The sequence below is a fragment of the Corynebacterium sp. HMSC072A04 genome, assembly GCF_001809235.1.
Classification (GTDB): Bacteria; Actinomycetota; Actinomycetes; order Mycobacteriales; family Mycobacteriaceae; genus Corynebacterium; species Corynebacterium hiratae.
The window spans coordinates 92,431-110,205 of the sequence record NZ_KV796804.1 but is presented as its reverse complement, the minus strand read 5'-3'; the positions used below and the strand labels follow the sequence as shown (position 1 = coordinate 110,205).

Here is a 17,775-nt window from a genome sequence, read left to right as displayed (position 1 = left end):
CGATGTCGGTGATCCTCAAGGAGTTGGGGGTCTCGAAGGCTCAGGCGAGGGTGTGGCGTCAGGCTGAGGGACTTAGCCGCGGCAAGCGCCATCGGAGCCTGAATGAGGATAAGTACAAAGATCAATACCAAAAGCTCGTTGCTCTTGTAGAAAGCGGCCAGTCTGCGTATAGCGCACTGAAAGAGACAGGTTTCCCACAGACGGCTTACCGATACCTTGCGCAAGACGGTATTGAACTCGCCAACAACAGTCGCGGTGGAGCCATACAAATTGAGCGGGATCGCATTGCTAAAGCTTTGAAACTTGTTGATGCTGGCAAAAGCTATAAGGAAGTCGGCCAGGTAGTTGATCGTTGCGCTGACACGGTGAGAACGTGGCACCATAATCGCATGTCTGGGCGTTTGGTACTCAATGATCATCCCACTGAATCCGAATCGAAGGTAGGACGCGGAAAGCGTCTTATTCGCCATGACCGGATAGCGATAGCCTATCTGCTGAAGCAGGGCCATTCTCATCGTGAGATTGCAGCCCAGCTTGGCCGGAATCAGTCGACGATTAGTAGAGAAATCGCTCGTGGGATGACTGAGCATGGCTACGATGCCCTCGTGGCGCAAAAGCGGGCTGTAGACCGTTTAGCCAGGCCTAAACCCCGTAAACTCGATACCAACCCGCAGTTGCGTGCCTTTGTCATCGAGGGGTTGAACACGAAGTGGTCACCAGAGCAGATTTCGAACTTTCTTGCCCGCTGCTTCGGTAAAGGTGGGGATATGTCGATTAGTCATGAAACCATCTACCAAGCTCTCTACATCCAAGCTAAAGGTGCCTTGCGCCAGGAGTTGAAGGTAGAAAAAGCCCTGCGTTCTGGGCGTACCGGCCGAAGGCCGCAATCGCGCCTGCCAGCCCGCGGTAATCGAAGCTGGATTGGTGAGGACTACCGCATCAGCAAGCGCCCTGCCAGCGTTGAAGACCGTGCTATTCCAGGGCATTGGGAAGGCGATCTCATCATCGGGCAAGGAGGCACAATGAAGCGTCCTGGGTTTAGTTCCGCTTCTTTTACGCCCCTGTGTTGATGGGCTGGGTGAGATAGTACTCGGTTTCGACTTCTTGTGGGGTGGCGTAGTCCAATGCTTCGTGGAGCCGCTTAGTGTTCCACCAATGCACCCACCGCAAGGTGGCCAGTTCGACTTCTCCGACCGATGTCCACGGGCCTTGGGCATGAATCAGTTCCGCCTTGTAGAGACCGTTGACGGTCTCAGCTAGAGCATTGTCATAAGAATCGCCGACTGTTCCTACACTCGGCCGGATTCCGGAATCCGCGAGAGCGGTGGAATACTTCAGTGACACGTACTGGCTGCCCCGATCACTGTGGTGAATCAGCTGGTTTCCATGGATTCGCCCTGCAGTCGTTAACGCATGCTCCAAAGCCTCCATCGGCAGCGCGTCGGTGCGCATCGTCGAGCGTGTAGCAACACCAACAATTTTTCGACTGTAGACATCCACAACAAACGCGGTGTAGGCGAATCCTGACAGGGTGCGAACGTAGGTAATGTCAGCAACCCACAACCTTCCTGGTGCTTGTGCACGAAAGTTTCGCTGCACTAGGTCTGGGCGATGATCCGGTTTCTTCGGGCTAGTCGTTGTCACGGGGGTTCGTCCACGTCTGCGGCCGGAAACACCAGCTAGCTTCATCAGACGTGCAGTCTTATCGCGACCAATATGAAAGCCTTCACGGTTCATCGCGTGCCACATTTTGCGGATACCGTAAACCGAGAAATTCTGCGCATGCACACGCTGTATCTCTGGGATGAGAAGGCTATCGCTTAAGGCCCTTGCACTGGGAACACGTGTGGTGGCTTTGCGGTAGCCGCGTGAAGTAATGAATCCACGATCTGCTTGTTTAAGGACTCGGCAGATGGCCTCGACCCCAAACTGATCCTTATACGCGTCGATGTAAGAGATCATTTGGTCGTGGGTCGGTCGAGTTCCGCTGCGAAAAAAGCCGAAGCAGTCTTAAGAATCCCGTTTGCTCGTTTCAGCTCACGGTTTTCGCGGCGCAGACGCTTGAGCTCTTCTTCCATTGTTTCGCCGCCTGAAGCGCCAGAGTCATCACGTACTGAAGCGCTGTCACGATACCAAGCCCGCAACGTGTGGTGAGATACTCCAAGCAGCTCACCGACCTCCGTGTAGGCGCGTTGCAGTGAGCAGGACTCCAAGCGGACCATTTCGATGATCTGATGGACCGCCTTCTCCTTGAACTCGGCGGAATACTTTCTAGGCATAGTTCAATCCTTCCTTAGCTGAGGTAGGAACTAAACCCAGAACGCTTCACAACGGCCCTTGTGACCTGCGTGGAACGCAGTACGCGCTACACCATGATCCGCAAACTTGATGTGCATGATTCCGCCACGACTGTCGATAAGTTAATCGAGATGTTTACTGGCAAAATACGCAACATCACCAAAACACTGACCTGGGACCAAGGTGTGGAACTAGCCCAGGTAGACAGGCTGAGCATCGAGCGTGGGCTCGCAGTCTATTTCTGCGATCCGCACTCACCCTGGCAGCGGCCTACCAATGAAAACACCAACGGGCTAGTCCGAGACTTCCTACCAAAAGGAAGCGACTTTAGTACCCTGACCGATAAGGGCGTTCAACACATTCAAGACCTACTCAACGGGCGCCCCAGAAAAGTCCTCAACTGGTACACACCAGAAGAGAAAATCCAAGAACTATTCAAGTGATGCATCCACCACTTGAAACCGCCTGAATCAGAAGCGATAACTTTGGCAGCAATGGCAGTTGCTCAGCACTCAGTGGTGAACCGTGTTACCTTGGAGCTTAACGGGGGAAATGACATGAAACACGGCATTGTGCGCGATCTGTCTAAAGGTGCGCTTGCAACTCGCGTGCGCCGAGGAGAGGTAACGCGACTGGCCAAGGGGCTCTATGTCTGGGGCAGGCCCGAGCCATTAGAACTATTGAAGCTGTTACAGGAGCACCGGCCATTCCTTAAGGCGACAGGAACAACGGCTGCGCAGGTGCTCCTTGGCGAGCCTGTCACTTTTCCGCTGAGGCTAGCCAGCGTGGAGAGAATGCCGGCATCAACTTTTTATGTGCACTCGCGGGTGAGCATCGAAAGTTTTGTTACCTCGTCTGGGATCCGGATTCTTAATCCTCTTGTCGCTATGAAGTCAGTTAGTCCTGAACTGGGGATTCGCGTGTTTGAGTCCATCTATTCCTCGAAGGCAGGACGTGCTCGCTTGGATAGTCACCGCGAAGCGCTCAAAGTTGTCCCCGTTGCCAGTCAGCGCATGCTGGAGCAAGCTGCGTTGTTCACAGATTCTGGTGCGGAGGTCAAGGTGGCAAGAGGCTTGAAAAGGCGCGGGCTCAAGGTCGAGTGCAACGTTGTTATCGGTCACTACACTTGGGACATCGTGCTCCCAGAGCTCAAGGTCGCGGTAGAAATCAACGGGATGAAATTCCATTCCCAGCAAGCGTCATGGTTGCGGGACCATTGGAAGAACAACGAGGGCGCACTGATTGGGTGGTTAACGCTGCGCTACACAGGTCATTGCGTGGCTCATCATCTGGACTATGTCATCGACCAGATAGCTAATGCCAGGAATCCGGACTTTGAGAAGCGCTACTTCAAATTTATTGGTTTCTGGCATGAGGGCGTGCTGCCTCCTAAACCAAAGCCATGGGAATACAGCGAGCACTTCGGGTATTTACCGCCCGACTTGCCTGAGCCGCCCGATTACCCGCAACCGCCAGACTTTCCGGAGCCACCCAACTGCCCTAGGTGACGAAGTTATTGCCAGATCTTGAGGCGTAGGCGAGAACTTTGTCAGGACGGGCAGTGTGAAGCGTGAGCCCGGCAGTTGAACCCGAAAGCGGGTCGCGGGCGCTAGGCAGCAACCAGCCCCTCAACAATGAGCGCCAAGGCCGCGCTGATCGCCACGACGAGGACGATGCGGTTGAGCACCTTGGCGTTGATGAAACGGTTGAGGTAGCCGGCGGCGATGAGGCCCACGATGGCTACCGGCAGGTAGGCCGCGGCGGCGGTGAGCTGTACGCTAGTGATTTGCCCTCTCAAGCCCAAGATTGCCAGCGAGATGGTGCAACCGATGATGAAGGTGCCCGACAGCGTGCCGCGTATGCGGGCTGGGTCGTAGCCTTTAAGCACCAGCGCCATGGGCGGTCCACCGATGGACGTCGACGTGCCCAGAAACCCGGAAGCAGCACCCGCGACAGCAATGTTGGCGGTGGTGCGCTTGGGAGACCAGCCGAGGCTGGACAAGGTCATGGCAAAGATGACGGCGCAGCCGATGAAAAGGGAGAGCCCGCGGTGGGAGAGGGAAGCAATCGCCCACGCACCCGCGAGCGAGCCGGGAATGCGCGCGATGGAGGAAATGGCCACAATGTCCCACGACACTGCCGAGCGCGCTTTGAGCATCGTCGTGGTGGAAATGACAAAAGCCAGCAGGAGGATGAGCGTGGGAACAAGCTCCGGCTTAATCAGCGCCAAGATCGGGGTGGCGATGGTGCCTAGGCCGAATCCGATGGTTCCTTGGCAGATTGTGCCCACGAGGATGAGCAGGCCGATGAAGACGTAGAGCCAGCTGAACATTGCTCTACTATCTCACGACAAGCTTTAGGAGCGGACGGTGACCTTCTCGTTGTCTGCGATGTCCTCCAAGCGGTCGGCCGAGCACAGGCCCGCCACAATGACGGCGGAGCCGCCCGCAGCCAGTGGTTCGAGGACGGCCCGCTGGAAGGAAGCGCTGTCCGTCCAACCCTGTGAAAGCACGCGCTCAGCGCCCAACTCGGTGGGGAAAAGCTCCGGTAGTGGGGTAGTGGTGCCATAGAAGTGATCGCCATAGAAGCGCACGGTGGGGCCGAAGTCGATGGTGCCCAGCGGCAGCTCGCCGCCGCTTTCGACAACGCCGCGGCCAAAAGGATCCTGCGTGACGAGAACCGTGTCGACCAGTGGGGCCGATGCAGAGCCGGTGCCCGCGTCCGCCGCAGCCTTGAGGTAGGCCTCCGGAGAGGTGAACACCACGGCGATATCGTCGGCGTGCGGCTCTGTAGCGGCCGCACCGTCGGTTATGTCGAAGGAGATGCCCGTGGCTAGAGCCCCAAGTGCAATGACGGCCGCCTGCCAGGACACCGGAAGGTCGATGAGGATGCGGGAATCCGTGTCTGGTTCGAGGTCGAGCTCTTCCAGCAGCATGTTGGCGATCTTGGAGGTCCAGTTCTCCAGTGTTTGCGCCGAGAAGTCCATGCGGGTGCCGTCAGATTCGTTATAAACACTGAGGCGGGGAGCGGAGGCATCGGCGGACAGGAGATGCTGAAGGAGTTCCATGTCCGCCCATCGTAGGTGGCGGGCGCCAAGCCCGCCACGGCGCTCTTAATTCACGCAGCGCGGGCCATCGCCGCCCGCGTCGATCTCAGGCGAAACCTCCGCGGTACCAAAGTCATCGCCCGGGGTGCCGACCTGCTGGGTGTCGCCGCCTTGGTCGGGCTCCGCAGCAGCCTCTTCTTCCTGCGCGGAGTCATCCTTCGGGCCGGAGTAGTCATCCGTAGCCACCACGATGAAGGTATCCGGCTCGAGCTCTTCGTTGGCCGTGACCGGCAGGCCACCGAGCTGCTCGGCTAGGGCTAGGGCGCGCTCGTCGTTGGCATCTGCGGCAACAATCTGCGATTCGGTGTATAGACCCGACTGCGCGTTGGCGGTGCGCTCAACGGTGTAGCCCACGTTCTTCAACCAGGCGCCGATTCCACCGGCCATGCCGTCGACGGTGCCAGCGTTGAGGACGTGCAGGTTGAGGTCCTCCGCCACGGGTTTCTCGCCTTCCTCGGCAGCCTTGTCGGTGGCGGCGTCTTCGGACTTCTCGTCCTCCTCAGCCTTCTCCTGGGACTTGGCCAAATCATCCATGAAGCGGTGTACCTCCGCGGTATCGATGGTCACCACCGATTCGCCGTAGTCGCCCACGCCGGTAATGGAGGTCACCGGGATCGTTGTAAACGTCACGTTGCCGCCGGCTAGCCCGGCCAGCTGGGTGACAAAGCCCATGATGTCCCAACCGTCGTCGATGACTACGGAGCGCTCCACGGCATCAGCAATCTTGTTGAGCTTGCCCGGAGAGGTCAACGTGCCCGAATCCAGCACCTTCGACGTCAGCGATGCCATGTAGGCCTGCTGGCGCACGATGCGGTCAAGGTCACCGCGCGGTAGCTCATAGCGCTGGCGCACGAAGGACAGGCCCTCGGAGCCCTGCAAGGTTTGGCGCCCAGCCGGGAATTTAGCGCCCGACATCGGATCATCGACGGCGTCGTTGAGGCAGACGTCGACGCCCCCGACGGCGTCGGTAAGCAGCACGAAGCCCAAGAGGCCCACCTCAGCATAGTGGTCGACGTTGACATCGGTGAGCTTGTGCACCATCGAAATGAGACCAGCGCGGCCGGCCTCGGTGCTCTCCTTCTCCATCTCCTTTTCGGTGTGGGGCGGCTTCTCACCAGCTGCTTCGGCTTCCGCGTTTTCCTGTTGCAGCTGTTCCATCTTGTCTGCTTTGTGCAGGGCAAAGATGGCGTTGATTTTGGTGTTTCCGAAGTCCTCGTCGTGGACGTAGGTGTCGCGCGGGATGGATACTGCAGTAGCTCGCGAGCCATCGTTGGGGATGCGGATCACCATGATGGTGTCGGTGTTTTCCTCGCCCTCATCCACACCGGCATGCAGGTCCGCCAGCTCCTGTTCGGAAAGCGGATTCCCCTTGGCATCCGTGCGAGAGTCCTTGCCCACGAGCAAGATATCTACCGCGCCATCGAGACCGTTGTCCTTAAAACCGCCCTGATTGCCGAGTGCCAGATTGGAGGCAGAGGAGATGTCATTTCCTAGTTTTCCCACGGTGAAGTAGCCCACGCCGGAGAGCACCAGGACGACAGCAGACAGGAACGCGACGACGGCTTTCACCGGCGTCGATCCTCGTTGGGCGGTGGGCGCGGACTGCGAGGGCGCGGCCTGGATATGGCGGGCGGCGCGCGGGGAGTTCGGGGAAGTCACGGGACTAGTTTAGGTGAGCTCGCTGCAAAAACGTGAAGCAGTGTCGCGGGCGCGTGCGCACGCTGGCGTTGGGTACGCTCAAATTCATCGTGAAGAATATACAGAAACCCCTGGCCGTGGTCACCGTGACCTTTTCCCCTGGCCGTTACCTCAGCGATTTCTTGTCATCGCTGCGCTTGGCGACGTCCCTGCCTACCCTCACCATCCTCGCCGATAACGGCTCGACCGATGGGGTGCCGGAAGCTGCCGCGCGGGAGCACGCGGACGTGGAATTCCTCGATACTGGGGGAAACCTTGGCTATGGCGCCGGAATGAATGCCGGCGCGCGTTTCGCTAGAGCGAAAGGCGTCGATGAAGAGTTCTTTCTCATTGCTAACCCGGATGTGACGTTTAGCGAAGGCTCCCTGGATGAGCTGATCGCGTGCGCGCGCCGCCACCCGGATGCCGCGGCGGTAGGCCCGCGCATCGTGGAGCCGGATGGCAGTAACTACCCCTCGGCGCGCGCCGTACCGACGCTGCTCACGGGTATCGGCCACGCGCTGTTCGGAACTATTTGGCCGTCCAATCCGTGGTCGCGCGCCTATCGCGATGACGCCGATATGGACAGCGAGCGCCCGGCAGGTTGGCTGTCTGGTTCCTGCCTTCTGGTGCGGTGGGAGGCCTTCGAGCAGATTGGTGGCTTTGATGAGCGCTACTTCATGTACTTGGAGGACGTGGACTTAGGGGACCGCTTCACTCGCGCCGGCTGGCGCAACATCCTGTGCCCGACGGCGGTGATTACCCACGCCAAAGGCCACTCGACGAAAGCGCATCGCGGCGCGATGCTGCGCGCCCACCACGATTCGGCTTACCGCTTCCAAGCGGATAGGCACCCGCACTGGTACCAGGCGCCGCTGCGCGCGGCCTTGTGGTTGGGGCTGCGGGTGCGCGGGCTGATTTTAAGCGCGTGCCGCGACGGCTCCTGAGTCAGGCGCGCCTATACACTAACGGTGACTTATCTGAAAGAGATTAAGGAACGATATGACTGAATCAGCGCCCCAGTGGGGATCGACGGCCGATGCCGTCATTCTAGTGGGAGGTCGCGGCACCCGCCTGCGCCCGCTGACGATTGGCACGCCGAAGCCGATGTTGCCCACGGCCAACTACCCATTCCTCCAGCACCTGCTCGCCCGTATCAAGGAAGCCGGGATTGAGCACGTGGTGCTCTCCACTTCTTATAAGGCGGAGGTCTTTGAGGAGTACTTCGGGGATGGCTCCGATCTGGGCCTGGAAATTGAGTACGTGGTGGAGGAGACCGCGCTGGGTACCGGCGGCGGTATCCGCAACGTCTATGACAAGCTGCGCCAGGACACGGTCATGGTGTTCAACGGCGACGTTTTGTCCGGCATGGATCTCAACGGCATCCTCGATACGCATCATTCCAAGGACGCCGACGTGACGATGCACCTGCTCAACGTCGCTGATCCCCGTGCCTTTGGCTGCGTTCCTACCGATTCCGAGGGCCGAGTAACGGCCTTCTTGGAAAAGACCGAGGATCCGCCGACGAACCAGATCAACGCCGGTTGCTACGTGTTCAAGAAGGATGTCATCGAGACGATTCCGGCTGGCCGCGTGGTCTCCGTGGAGCGCGAGACCTTCCCGCAGCTGCTGGAGTCCGGCCGCCTGGTGGTAGGCCACGTGGATAACTCCTACTGGCGCGATATGGGCCGCCCGGATGATTTCGTCCGCGGCTCCTCCGACTTGGTGCGCGGTATCGCGCATTCGCCGCTGCTGGTGGGGCGCACGGGTGAGTCCGTGGTGGATGAGTCTGCGGGTATCGCCGGTGGCGTCCTGCTGCTGTCCGGCACGGCCGTGGGCCGCGGTTCCGTAATTGGGGCGGGCTGCCGCTTGGACGGCACGGTGGTCTTCGATGGCGTCACTATCGAGCCGGGCGCCATCATTAACAACTCCATCATTGCCTCGGGCGCGCACATTGGTGCCAACGCACACATCGACAACTGCGTCATCGGCGAAGGCGCCACCATCGGCGCGCGTTGCGAACTGCAGGGCGGCATGCGCGTCTTCCCAGGTGTCAGCATTCCGGACGCCGGCGTGCGTTTTAGCTCGGATGCCTAAACACCTCAGCTAGCTGGGGCAAAGCCAGGGGATAGGCACAGGTCTTGGCGCTGGGAAGTTATCTTCCCGGCGCCTCTTTTCATGCCGTGACGCATGGTTTTTATGGTGCGAATGAGATCCATGTGTTTTGCCCGACTGGGTGGCGACACGCCGAAGAAACCTTGGAATTGTTCACAGGGTCGGGGGTGGCCACTACATGTAGTACCCCCAATGATCACCCCTTAACTAGGAGATCTGTGACTGATGTGAAAGTTGGGGATGCTGTACAGCGTTTTCGCTGGAGCCCAACAAAAATCTTCCGCGACAGGTTGACGATATTTAGTGATCCGGTGTGAAATGACATCAGTGTAATCAACGGCACGGCGGGCGCGGCACCGAGAAATTGTTTCGGTGTAGGGTCGGTGCCACTGAATCAAGAGAGAAACGACCTCGGAGAAAGGAAGCGGCGTGGACAATACAACGAATAACAGCGCTATTCTCCGTGGCGGTGCTGCTGCAGAGATGTCGCTCGATGAACTCTTTGGTGCCGTCGAGCAGGAGTGGCAAGACCAGGCGCTGTGCGCCCAGACGGACCCGGAAGCTTTCTTCCCAGAAAAGGGAGGATCGACGCGCGAGGCTAAGCGCATTTGCCAGGCCTGTGCAGTGCGGGATGAATGCCTCGAATATGCTTTGGAGCACGATGAGCGCTTTGGAATTTGGGGCGGCTTGTCAGACCGTGAGCGCCGCCGATTAAAGCGTGAGATCGGTTAAGCGCAGCGGATCTAGTAGTGCAGCGTCATCGCTCCCCCTATCGTTTGGGCCCTCAGTCCCAGCGGTGAGGGGGAGCGATGGGTTTTCAGGAGTGGTTTACCAGGTAAAGCGCGGATCGATGTCTCCGGGATCGACGTTCAGGTAATTGGCCACTAGTGCGGTAAGCACGGTCGATAGCAGTTCCTCGCGCTCCTGTGCCGACTGCACGCGCTCCTCAATGGGCATGCGGAAAATGACCAGGCGGGCGCGCGTAGGCTGACCGGCGGAATCCACGCCCGCAGGCACGATGCGCCCTAGTGGAACGGGGCCGTCGGCGATGATCTCATCCGGCATGACCGTCATGTCTACCGACAGGCGCATCCGGGGCACGGTATCAACGGCAAGGTCGAGCCCGGTGAGCTGTTCAGTAAAGGCGTTATGGATGGGGGCGTAGGCCTCGAGCACCGCCATATCGAAGCGCTCGGCGCTGCTGCGATAGCGCGGCGTGTTGTGTGGCAGCAGCGGCCCACGTGCACCGCGGCCGTGGCGGTGGCGGGCCGGGCGGATATGCGGGCGGGGCGTGCTCATGCGGCTTAGTTTAGGCCGGGCTGAAGGAGGGTTGTGGCGAGGCGCGCCGCGTTGGACTATCTAAATCTCAAGTTAGGGTTTAGACTTGGGCGCGTGACTAGCTCTCGCCATTGCTCCCGCCCCGGCTGCGGCCGTCCCGCCGTGGCGACGTTGACCTATGCCTACGCGCAGCAAACCGCCGTCGTGGGTCCGCTCTCCGAAGAAACCGATCCCCACGCTTGGGACCTGTGCGAAAAGCACAGCGCCCGCATCACGGCCCCGCAAGGCTGGGAGATGGTGCGTGTTGACCGCATCGAGCTTGATGAGGATGATGACCTCACTGCGCTCGCCGAAGCCGTCCGGGAGGCCGGGCGCGTGACCACTGGCCTGGTTGATGATTCCACGGCCGGCTCCGGTGCCGATCCCATTGACTACTCCGCTACCTTCGACGGCGCCGATCCGCGTAACTCAAACCATCCTGTGTTCCGGACCCGCCGCGTCCACGACGCCCGCCAGCGCCGCCGCGCACACCTGACGGTGGTGCCGGACGCCGAGTAGCCCGTCGGACGCGGATCACCGCGTCCGACCGGGGTATGCTTGTGGGCTATGCGAACTCGTGAACAGCTCAATGCAGTGATCAAGGCCTATGACGTCCGTGGCGTCGTGGGTGAGGACATCGACGAAACCCTCGTGCGCGATACTGGCGCGGCCTACGCCGCCATCCTCCGCGGGGAAGGGGAGACCACCGTGGCGGTGGGCCACGATATGCGTCCGTCCTCCCCGCAGCTGGCCGCCGCTTTTGCGGAGGGCGCTGCCGCGCAGGGCCTCAATGTCATCCAGCTCGGCCTGACGTCGACCGATGAGCTGTATTTTGCTGCTGGCCACCTGAATTGTGCGGGCGCTATGTTCACCGCATCCCACAACCCAGCTAAGTACAACGGCATCAAGCTGTGCCGCGCGGGCGCTGTTCCGGTGGGCCAGGAGACCGGCCTGGAGCAGATTAAGGACATGCTGATCGACGGCACCCCGGCCTTCGACGGCGAGCCAGGCACCGTGACTGAGCGCGAGGTGCTCGGTGATTATGCCGACTTCCTGCGCGGCTTGGTGCCGCTGGAGAATTCTCGCCCGCTCGTCGTCGCGGTGGATGCCGCGAACGGCATGGGCGGCCACACCGTCCCGGCGGTCTTCGAGGGGCTGCCTTTCGACGTGCGTGACCTCTACTTCGAACTGGACGGTACCTTCCCTAACCACGAGGCCAACCCGCTGGATCCGAAGAACCTGGTGGACCTGCAGAAGTTCACCGTTGAGCAGAAGGCGGATATTGGCCTGGCTTTCGACGGTGATGCCGACCGCTGCTTCGTGGTGGACGAGAAGGGCCAGCCGGTGCCGCCGTCCGCCATCTGTGCGCTGGTGGCGGAGCGCTACCTGGACAAGTTCCCCGGTGCCACCGTCATCCATAACCTGATTACTTCGAAGACGGTTCCGGAGCTCATCGCTGAGAAGGGCGGCAAGGCCGTGCGCACCCGCGTGGGCCATTCCTTCATCAAGGCCCAGATGGCCAAGGAGAAGGCGGTCTTTGGTGGCGAGCACTCCGCGCACTACTACTTCCAGGAGTTCTGGAATGCGGACTCCGGCATGCTCGCTGCCATGCACGTACTGGCTGCTCTGGGTGAGCAGGACAAGCCACTGAGCGAGCTCATGGCGCAGTACTCACGCTACGAGGCCTCGGGGGAGATCAACTCCACCGTGGATGACCAGAAGGCTACAACGCAGCGCGTGCTCGATGAGTTGGCGGACAAGATTGAGTCCGTCGACGAACTCGATGGCGTGACCGTACAGCTGAAGGGCACCGACGCGTGGTTCAACGTCCGCGCCTCCAACACTGAGCCGCTGCTGCGCCTCAACGTTGAGGCCAAGACCGCTGACGAGGTACAGGCCATCGTCGACGAGGTCCTCGCCATTATCCGCGCCTAGTGTGAAGGCACGTGCCTTCACACGAATTCCTTGAAGAAAAACTGCCCTATCTGACGATCTTCCCCGCGTTCATTGCGGCGGGAGCGATAACTTCGTCAGATAGGGCAGTTTTAATTTGGGTCGAGCCGGCTTAGCCGCGCGAGTGGTTGACCATCTCTTCCCACTCGACGAACTTCTTGCGCTCGCGGCCCTCGGCCTCACCCAGTGCGCGCTCGGCGGCGTCGAGCTTCTTCCAGCCCTCCCAGGTCAGGTGCTCCAGCCCCTTGGACTCGAAGAGCTCGACGATGTCCTCGTCACGGGAGTGGGAGAGGTTGCCTGCTTCGGCGTCGGCAAGCAGCATGCCGATGGTCTCGGTGGCATCGGACTTGGTGTTGCCGATAAGCCCCACCGGGCCGCGCTTGATCCAGCCGGTGGTGTACAGGCCCGGCACGACCTCACCGTCGAGGTCAACCACGTGGCCGCCGTCGTTGTTGATGACGTTCTTCTGCTTATTGAAGGGGACACCCTCAATGGCATCGGAGCGGTAGCCCACAGCCAGGTAGACGGCCTGAGCCGGCCACTCGGTGAACTTGCCGGTGCCGGAGACGGAACCATCGCCGTTGAGTGCGGTGCGCTCGGTCTTCACGGCAGTCACCTTGCCGTTTTCGCCGATGAACTCCACCGGCTGCTCGAAGAGGTGGATCTGCAGGGTGTGCGGGGCGTCCTTCGGCTCGCGGATGGCGTAGCCTTCCAGGGTCTGGCACACCAGGTCGCAGGACTTGGCCTCTTCGCGGGCCTTGAGGGAGGCTTCGTCGTAGTCGATATCCTCCGGGTCCACCACCACGTTGATGGTCGGGGAGTGGTCGAGCTCCTTGAGCTCCAGCGGGGTGAACTTGGCCTGAGCCGGGCCGCGGCGGCCGAAGACGCGGACGGTGGTGGCCTGGTTCTTGGCCAGGGACTCGTAGACGTTGTCGGGAATCTCGGTGGATTCCTTGAGTTCATCGCCGGTCTTGGCCAGGATGCGGGCCACGTCGAGGCCGACGTTGCCCACGCCGATCACCGCGACGTCAGTGGCGGAGAGATCCCAGGAGCGCTCAAAGCGCGGGTTGCCGTCGTAGAAGCCGACGAATTCGCCGGCACCATGAATGCCCTCTAGATCGGAGCCCGGGATGTTCATACCCAAGTCGCCGACTGCGCCGGTGGCGAAGACGATGGCGTCGTAGTACTCCTCGAGCTCGGACACGGTGACATCGCGGCCCACGTTGATGTTGGACAGGAGGCGAATCTGCTCGGTGTCGAGCACACGGTGCAGGGAGTTGATGATTCCCTTAATGCGCGGGTGGTCCGGAGCCACGCCGTAGCGGATGAGCCCGAAGGGAGCGGGCATCTGCTCGATGAGATCGATCTGAACGTTGCCGCCGGTTTTCTTCACCAGGATGTCGGAGGCGTAGATGCCGGCTGGGCCGGCGCCGATGACGGCTACTTTCAGGGGCTGCTGGGTCATGATGGCCTTTCGGAATGTTGTGGTAACTAACGAAAGCTTAGGTTTAAAACAAGCGTGGGTTTCATTGAACCGGCTTGTCTGCTGTAGGGCAACTAGGCCTAATTACATTCGGAGAACATTGTGGCATAAACCCAGCGTGCTTTGCATATTCGGAAGAAAATAAAAAAGACCGCTTTGTCTGTTTTAGCTAGACCGGTAGGTTTTCACTATCCGACGAAAGGCAGCAAACATGACCACCGCGACGAAGCGGCCACCCCGCGCGAAGAAGCCGGAAGGCCAGTGGAAGATCGATGGCACCGCCCCGCTGAACTCCGACGAGGAGATCAAGCAGGCCGACGATGCCCTGGCCGTGCGCCAGCGCGTTATCGATATCTATTCCAAGCAGGGATTTTCTTCCATCCCCGCCGAGGATCTCGCTCCCCGTTTCAAGTGGCTGGGCCTGTACACCCAGCGCAACCAGAACCTGGGCGGGGAGATGACCTCCAAGCTCAGCAATACCGAGCTGCAGGATGAGTACTTCATGATGCGCGTGCGCTTCGACGGAGGCCGCGCGGATCCCGCCAAACTGCGCGCGGTAGGAGAGATTAGCCGCGATTATGCCCGTTCCACCGCGGACTTTACGGACCGCCAGAACATCCAGCTGCACTGGATCCAGATTGAGGATGTCCCCGCGATCTGGGAGAAGCTGCGCTCCGTCGGGCTCGATACTCTGCTGGGCTGCGGTGACGTGCCCCGCGTCATCCTGGGCTCACCGGTAGCGGGTGTGGCGGCTGACGAGATTATCGATGCCACCCCAGCCATCGAGGAGATTAAGAACAACTACCTCCCGCGCGAGGAGTTCCACAACCTCCCGCGCAAGTTTAAGACCGCCATTTCTGGCAACTCCCGGCAGGACGTGACGCACGAAATCCAGGACATCGCTTTTGTTGGCACCGAGCACCCTGAGTACGGGCCCGGCTTCGACTGCCTCGTGGGCGGTGGCCTGTCCACCAACCCGATGCTCTCGCAATCCCTCGGCGCATGGATCCCGCTCGAGCGCGTGCCGGAGGTATGGGCCGGTGTGGCGCGCATCTTCCGCGACTATGGCTTCCGCCGCAACCGCAACCGCGCGCGCCTTAAGTTCCTCGTAGCGCAGTGGGGCATCGAGAAGTTCCGAAAGGTATTGGAAGAGGAATACCTCGACGCGCCGCTTCTCGACGGCCTCCCGCTCCCCATCGCACCCGGCAACCGCGATCACGTGGGCGTGCACCGCCAGCAGGACGGCAAGTTCTACGTCGGCGTGAAACCCACCGTGGGGCATGCCACCGGCGAGCAGCTCATCGCCATCGCCGACGTGGCCGAGAAATTCGGAATCACTCGCATCCGCACGACCCCGATGAAGGAGCTGCTCTTCCTCGACGTAGAAGAAGAGGATATCCCCGCCCTGTCCCGTGCCTTGGATGAGACGGGCCTGTACTCCCAGCCCTCGGAGTTTCGCCGCGGCGTCATCTCCTGCACCGGCCTGGAATTTTGTAAGCTCGCGCACGTGACCACCAAGGCCCGCGCCATCGAGCTCGTCGACATCCTGGAAGATACCCTCGGCGATCTCGACGTCCCCCTGTCCGTCGCCCTCAACGGCTGCCCCAACGCCTGCGCACGCTCGCAGGTATCGGATATTGGCCTCAAGGGACAGATTGTCACTGATGCTGACGGCAACCGCGTCGAAGGATTCCAGGTCCACCTAGGCGGCGCCCTCGGCCTATCCCCGGACTGGGGCCGCAAGTTGCGCGGACACAAGGTGGTGGCCGATGAAGTGCCCGACTACGTCATCCGCTTGGTCAATAAATATAAGGAGCAGCGCGAAGACGGCGAACAGTTCCGCCACTGGGTCCTGCGCGCGGACGAGGAGGACCTGCAGTGAATTTCCGCCGCCAGCCCAACCCCAACCGCAACCACCCAGCCTTTTGTCCCTACTGCGCCGGAACAAACCTGTTTCCCGATGAGGAAGATGATTTTGCCTGGAAGTGCGAAGAATGCCTCCGCATCTTTTCCGTACGCTTCCACGGCCAAGACGATGCCCCCGTAGCGCCTGCGCCGGCGGTCTCCTCCACGGAGGCGCTGCAGCGCTCTCTCGCTCGCCGCGGCCACTCCACCGCGAAAGCTCACACTTGAGGAAGCACACCATGACCGCCCCGACCGCTACTACTGCTTTACTAACCCTGTCTCACGGCTCACGCCACCCCGAGGCCGCAGCGAACGTTATGGCCCTGACCCACGCCGCTGGCGAGCTAGCCGGGGTGCCGGCTACCGCCGCACACTTGGAATTCAATGACCCGCCGCTCGATGAGGCGGCGCGCAGCCTAGCAGCGCAAGGGGTACGCGAGGCGGTCGTTGTGCCTCTGCTCTTTACCGAGGGCTACCACCAGCGCATCGATGTTCCTGCAGCTTTGGCCCAGGCCTCTGCGGCGTCCGGAGTGCGCCTTCACCAAGCCCGTGGCCTCGGTACCGGCGAGGACATGGCGCGTCTGTTGGCTAAGCGCGTTCCGGAGGGGACAGATACCGTTGTGCTCTATTCTGTCGGCTCCTCCGATGAGCGTGCCAACGCTGACGTCGCGGATCTAGCACGACGCGTCGGTGAGCTCACCGGCTGCACAGCGAAGGTTGCCTACGCCACGCGTGGTGAGCGCGAGCCCGTTGGCTCAGATGGCAATCAGGAGGTCGTCGTGCCACTCTTTGTGAGCCCCGGCCTGCTCTTAGATCGCCTCGACGAGGATGCAGGGCACAGGGGCGGGGAGTCCCGGCAGGTTCTCCCTCCGCTGGGTGAGGCGCTCGCCGGCATTGTTTCCCACCGTTATGCGGAGGTGGCCCATGCGTAGCCTCATCCTCATCGCGATTGCGGGTGCTGCCGCGCAGCTTGTCGACGGCGGCATCGGCATGGGCTTCGGCGTCACTTCCACCACCATCCTGCTGCTGGCGGGTTTGGGACCGGCGACGGCCTCCGCCGTGGTGCACACCTCGGAGCTAGGCACCACCTTGGTCTCGGGAATCAGCCACTGGCGTTTTGGCAACGTGCATTGGCCCACGGTGCTCAAGCTCGGCGTGCCGGGAGGTTTGTCGGCCTTCATTGGAGCGACGGTTCTGTCTAACCTCTCGCTCGAGGCTGCCGCGCCCGTGACCTCCGCTATTCTCGTGGTCCTCGGCATCAACCTAGTCTGGCGCTTCTCACGCCCACGGATCAGTACATCGCAGGAGACCCGACAGCACTCCACTCCTTTTCTCGCGGGGCTCGGCGTGGTGGGAGGCTTCGTCGATGCTTCGGGCGGCGGTGGCTGGGGCCCGATTTCCACCTCGACGCTCATGGCGGTCGGCCGCGAGCAGCCGCGGCGCATCGTCGGCACCGTCAACACCGCAGAATTCCTCGTCACTTTTGGCGCCACGGCGGGCTTCATCGTTGGCCTCTGGGAGGAGATCGTGGCTAACGCTGCCGCGGTTGTAGCGTTGCTTATCGGTGGGATGATCACCGCACCGATTGCGGCGTGGCTCATCTCCCGCATTAACCCCACGCTCCTTGGAGGCTTCGTGGGCACGGCTATCGTGACGCTCAACATTCCGAAGGCCCTAGGGTGGGCGCTGGCGCATCAGCAGATCCTTCTTCTGCAGGTCGCTGCGCTGGTCCTCGGTGTTGCTCTCACGGTCTGGGCGAACCAGCGCCGGGCCCAGTCTGCACAGAGCTCGGAGGGGGATGCTGCTTCGCAGCAACGCGGTGGCAGCCGTGTCGTTGAAACGACGGAGCCGACCGGCCGCGAGGGCTCCGAAGCTGGCAGCTCTTCGGAATCGGAGGAAGAGCGCGTCGGAGTTGAGTAGA

Annotated in this window: 18 protein-coding genes; 12 read left to right on the top strand and 6 right to left on the bottom strand. The window is 61.0% G+C overall.

All coding sequences use genetic code 11. The annotated features are described in order from the left end of the window. The coding region (locus HMPREF2565_RS13530; protein ID WP_084738730.1) for an IS30 family transposase at positions 1-1,070 on the top strand (1,070 nt) is incomplete at its 5' end. Here the strand turns inward: HMPREF2565_RS13530 and HMPREF2565_RS09845 are convergent. Then, positions 1,054-2,279 (bottom strand): IS3 family transposase gene (locus tag HMPREF2565_RS09845; protein WP_141745905.1). Its coding sequence is split into 2 segments (ribosomal slippage): positions 1,054-2,000 and positions 2,000-2,279, totalling 1,227 coding nucleotides; the frame shifts between segments, so codons are not numbered across the junction. The genes HMPREF2565_RS13530 and HMPREF2565_RS09845 overlap by 17 nt on opposite strands. A 60-nt stretch (positions 2,280-2,339) precedes the next feature. Between HMPREF2565_RS09845 and HMPREF2565_RS09835 the strand changes: the two genes are divergently transcribed. Both HMPREF2565_RS09835 and HMPREF2565_RS09830 read left to right on the top strand, forming a co-directional pair. After that, complete coding sequence (locus tag HMPREF2565_RS09835) at positions 2,340-2,741, top strand: IS30 family transposase (RefSeq protein WP_071407257.1); 402 nt, start codon at positions 2,340-2,342, stop codon at positions 2,739-2,741. Positions 2,742-2,855: 114 nt separating this feature from the next. Further along, positions 2,856-3,806, top strand: a complete 951-nt coding sequence (locus HMPREF2565_RS09830) for an endonuclease domain-containing protein (protein WP_070821593.1) — start codon at positions 2,856-2,858, stop codon at positions 3,804-3,806. Between the two features lie 101 nt (positions 3,807-3,907). Here the strand turns inward: HMPREF2565_RS09830 and HMPREF2565_RS09825 are convergent, their stop codons facing one another. From HMPREF2565_RS09825 to HMPREF2565_RS09815, 3 genes are read right to left on the bottom strand one after another with little or no spacing between them, the layout of a single operon-like run. Further along, positions 3,908-4,630: a sulfite exporter TauE/SafE family protein gene (locus HMPREF2565_RS09825; RefSeq protein ID WP_071407256.1), complete on the bottom strand. Its 723-nt coding sequence runs from the start codon at positions 4,628-4,630 to the stop codon at positions 3,908-3,910. Positions 4,631-4,654: 24 nt separating this feature from the next. Then, positions 4,655-5,365, bottom strand: a complete 711-nt coding sequence (locus HMPREF2565_RS09820; protein ID WP_070545221.1) for a TIGR03089 family protein — start codon at positions 5,363-5,365, stop codon at positions 4,655-4,657. Positions 5,366-5,410: 45 nt separating this feature from the next. Then, the gene (locus tag HMPREF2565_RS09815) at positions 5,411-7,063 is read right to left on the bottom strand and encodes an LCP family protein (RefSeq protein WP_246819139.1); all 1,653 of its coding nucleotides are present in this window, start codon (positions 7,061-7,063) and stop codon (positions 5,411-5,413) included. Between the two features lie 53 nt (positions 7,064-7,116). On the opposite strand from HMPREF2565_RS09815, the gene HMPREF2565_RS09810 reads away from it, so the two are divergent. From HMPREF2565_RS09810 to HMPREF2565_RS09800, 3 genes are all read left to right on the top strand, one after another. Beyond that, positions 7,117-8,028, top strand: a complete 912-nt coding sequence (locus HMPREF2565_RS09810) for a glycosyltransferase family 2 protein (RefSeq protein WP_198531350.1) — start codon at positions 7,117-7,119, stop codon at positions 8,026-8,028. Positions 8,029-8,083: 55 nt separating this feature from the next. Further along, positions 8,084-9,178, top strand: coding sequence for a mannose-1-phosphate guanylyltransferase (locus HMPREF2565_RS09805; RefSeq protein ID WP_049156050.1), 1,095 nt, complete (start codon positions 8,084-8,086; stop codon positions 9,176-9,178). A gap of 501 nt (positions 9,179-9,679) precedes the next feature. Further along, positions 9,680-9,928 (top strand): WhiB family transcriptional regulator, encoded by a 249-nt coding sequence (locus HMPREF2565_RS09800; protein ID WP_005528147.1) that lies wholly within the window; start codon positions 9,680-9,682, stop codon positions 9,926-9,928. A 96-nt stretch (positions 9,929-10,024) separates the two neighbouring features. Here the strand turns inward: HMPREF2565_RS09800 and HMPREF2565_RS09795 are convergent, their stop codons facing one another. Next, positions 10,025-10,495, bottom strand: coding sequence for a metallopeptidase family protein (locus tag HMPREF2565_RS09795; RefSeq protein WP_049156053.1), 471 nt, complete (start codon positions 10,493-10,495; stop codon positions 10,025-10,027). A gap of 93 nt (positions 10,496-10,588) precedes the next feature. On the opposite strand from HMPREF2565_RS09795, the gene HMPREF2565_RS09790 reads away from it, so the two are divergent. Both HMPREF2565_RS09790 and HMPREF2565_RS09785 read left to right on the top strand, forming a co-directional pair. Continuing rightward, positions 10,589-11,032 (top strand): DUF3499 domain-containing protein, encoded by a 444-nt coding sequence (locus tag HMPREF2565_RS09790; RefSeq protein WP_080975101.1) that lies wholly within the window; start codon positions 10,589-10,591, stop codon positions 11,030-11,032. Positions 11,033-11,080: 48 nt separating this feature from the next. Next, positions 11,081-12,448 carry a phosphomannomutase/phosphoglucomutase gene (locus tag HMPREF2565_RS09785; protein ID WP_071407254.1) on the top strand — a complete coding sequence of 456 codons (1,368 nt, stop codon included), beginning with the start codon at positions 11,081-11,083 and terminating at the stop codon, positions 12,446-12,448. Between the two features lie 130 nt (positions 12,449-12,578). Here the strand turns inward: HMPREF2565_RS09785 and HMPREF2565_RS09780 are convergent, their stop codons facing one another. After that, positions 12,579-13,931 (bottom strand): FAD-dependent oxidoreductase, encoded by a 1,353-nt coding sequence (locus HMPREF2565_RS09780; protein WP_071407253.1) that lies wholly within the window; start codon positions 13,929-13,931, stop codon positions 12,579-12,581. A gap of 229 nt (positions 13,932-14,160) precedes the next feature. Here HMPREF2565_RS09780 and HMPREF2565_RS09775 point away from each other — a divergent pair, with 229 nt between their 5' ends. Genes HMPREF2565_RS09775 through HMPREF2565_RS09760 form a run of 4 tightly spaced genes read left to right on the top strand, consistent with a single transcriptional unit; the run spans position 14,161 to position 17,774 of the window. After that, positions 14,161-15,831: a nitrite/sulfite reductase gene (locus tag HMPREF2565_RS09775; protein WP_071407252.1), complete on the top strand. Its 1,671-nt coding sequence runs from the start codon at positions 14,161-14,163 to the stop codon at positions 15,829-15,831. Beyond that, on the top strand, positions 15,828-16,082 hold the full coding sequence (locus tag HMPREF2565_RS09770; RefSeq protein ID WP_070754060.1) for a hypothetical protein: 255 nt from the start codon (positions 15,828-15,830) through the stop codon (positions 16,080-16,082). Before HMPREF2565_RS09775 ends, HMPREF2565_RS09770 begins: the two co-directional genes overlap by 4 nt. 11 nt (positions 16,083-16,093) lie before the next feature. Beyond that, positions 16,094-16,786, top strand: a complete 693-nt coding sequence (locus HMPREF2565_RS09765) for a sirohydrochlorin chelatase (RefSeq protein ID WP_049156062.1) — start codon at positions 16,094-16,096, stop codon at positions 16,784-16,786. Further along, positions 16,779-17,774 carry a sulfite exporter TauE/SafE family protein gene (locus HMPREF2565_RS09760; RefSeq protein ID WP_071407251.1) on the top strand — a complete coding sequence of 332 codons (996 nt, stop codon included), beginning with the start codon at positions 16,779-16,781 and terminating at the stop codon, positions 17,772-17,774. The genes HMPREF2565_RS09765 and HMPREF2565_RS09760 overlap by 8 nt, the downstream gene beginning before the upstream one ends. Position 17,775 lies beyond the last annotated feature (1 nt).